Source organism: Streptomyces sp. NPDC048411 (genome assembly GCF_040704695.1).
Lineage (GTDB): Bacteria > Actinomycetota > Actinomycetes > Streptomycetales > Streptomycetaceae > Streptomyces.
The window spans coordinates 1-1,587 of sequence record NZ_JBEZKL010000299.1 but is presented as its reverse complement, the minus strand read 5'-3'; the positions used below and the strand labels follow the sequence as shown (position 1 = coordinate 1,587).

The following is a 1,587-nucleotide window of genomic DNA, read 5'->3' as shown; positions in this document are numbered from 1 at the left end:
GGGCGGATGACTGTTCTCGGCCCGGTTGTTCAGACCCTTGTGGCAACGGTGCTCGACGCAGGGCATGACCGTGCGGTGGGCCGCGCCGTAGGAGCAGAACTTGTCCGTGACGATCACCCGCGGTACCCCGCCCGTCTTCGTCAGCAGCGTGCGGAAGAAGCGCCCGGCCGCAGCCGGACCCGCCGCAGGCGCCGCGCGATGTCATGCTTCCACTCGCGCAGGCGGGACGACGACGTCGATCAGCCCGGTGGCCACGTCGTACACGAGCCCTGAGACGAGGACTCCGGCCCGAAGCGTCTGCTTGAGGATTTCGACGTCGACGCGGACGGCGGCGACCGGGTCGGTGACCGCCTTGGCGTCCAGGTTTCCGGCCGGAACTTCGAAGTAGTCGGCCAGCAGCTCGGGGAACGCGGCCAGGTCCGTGATCCCGCAGTCGGTGTGGTGCAGGACCGCATAGTGGGAGTCGCCTGGGCCAGGGCCGCCCGTGCGGGCCTGCATGACCTTCGAGAGCATCCCCAGCGTCCGGAGCGTCGCGGGCGTGACCCGCCCTCCGACGTTGCGGATCACCGCTGCCTCGCCGAGCTTGAGCCCGAGCACGTCGGACGGGTCGACACGAGGGTCAACGCATCCGATGACCGTCAGACTGCCACTGGGCATGAGCCTGAGGTTGGTGAATGATCCGCCGTCGGCAAACCCGGCGTTCCGCCTGGCTAGCTCGCCCGTGTCGATCACTGTGACTGTAAACCCTTCTTGCTCTGAGCCTGGACCCCGGTGACGCCGACGGCGACCTCCAGTTCCGAGAACACCTCGTTGACCGTGTCGATCAACAACAGGCCAATGCGTCCCGCCTCATACTGTGGCACCGTCGGGCACATAAGCCTCCTTCAAGGCTCGATTCACTCCGTACCGACAGTAACGGCCCTGGGTGAAATTGGGCCGCATTTCCCGCTTGGCCTCGACGAACGCCTGCCAGGGCGCTGTCACGTTGGCTGACGGGGTGGGAGGATCCTCGGGCTGATCCTGAAGAACTGGCGGAACCTCACCAAGCTCCGCACTGACCCCGCCCGCGCCACCCACCTGCTTCGCGCGCTGCTCGTACTGACGAACATCGAGGCCACTACAGGAAATTGATCTCTACCGCAGGCGGCCCGCGACCAGCACAAGCACCCCGGAGCAGCGTCACTGAGCCGGGATCGGCTGGGTGAGGTTCACCGGGTTGCCGTCGGGGTCCTGGATGTGGGCGACGCGCTGTCCCCACGGCATGTCGTTGGGGCCGCCGCGGACCGAGCCGCCCAGCGCCGTCACCCGGCCGAGCGTCTCGTCGACGTCGTCGACACCGATGCTGAGCAGGATCCGCGGTGCCGCCCCGGTCCCCGGGTTCGTCTTGGCCACCAGCCCAAGGTCGGTGTCGCCGATGCGCAAGCCGAGGTAGAAGGCCGGGCCTTTTGCCGGTACCCGGAAGATCTCCTCGGCGCCGAACAATTTCGTATAGAAGCCGACCAGGACGTCCTGGTCGGCAGTGATGATCACTGGCTGGATGGTGGACATGGCACTCCTGTCGAGAACGGTCGTGTCGCTGAGTAGACC

2 protein-coding genes and 1 pseudogene are annotated in these 1,587 nt (G+C 66.8%); all 3 read right to left on the bottom strand.

Annotated features, from left to right (window positions below; genetic code table 11):
- Nucleotides 1-171 (bottom strand): annotated as a pseudogene (locus AB0915_RS39145) (DDE-type integrase/transposase/recombinase); the annotation flags it as partial.
- 30 nt (nucleotides 172-201) lie between these two features.
- The gene (locus AB0915_RS39140; protein WP_366696170.1) at nucleotides 202-657 is read right to left on the bottom strand and encodes a carbonic anhydrase; all 456 of its coding nucleotides are present in this window, start codon (nucleotides 655-657) and stop codon (nucleotides 202-204) included.
- A gap of 522 nt (nucleotides 658-1,179) precedes the next feature.
- Entirely contained in the window at nucleotides 1,180-1,548 is a 369-nt protein-coding gene (locus AB0915_RS39135) for a VOC family protein (RefSeq protein WP_366696172.1), read from the bottom strand.
- Between the last annotated feature and the right edge of the window lie 39 nt (nucleotides 1,549-1,587).

What these genes read in the sequence shown, in the direction of transcription:
- AB0915_RS39140 (WP_366696170.1), bottom strand. Translation starts at nt 657, where the DNA reads ATGCCCAGTGGCAGTCTGACGGTCATCGGATGCGTTGACCCTCGTGTC.
- AB0915_RS39135 (WP_366696172.1), bottom strand. Translation starts at nt 1,548, where the DNA reads ATGTCCACCATCCAGCCAGTGATCATCACTGCCGACCAGGACGTCCTG.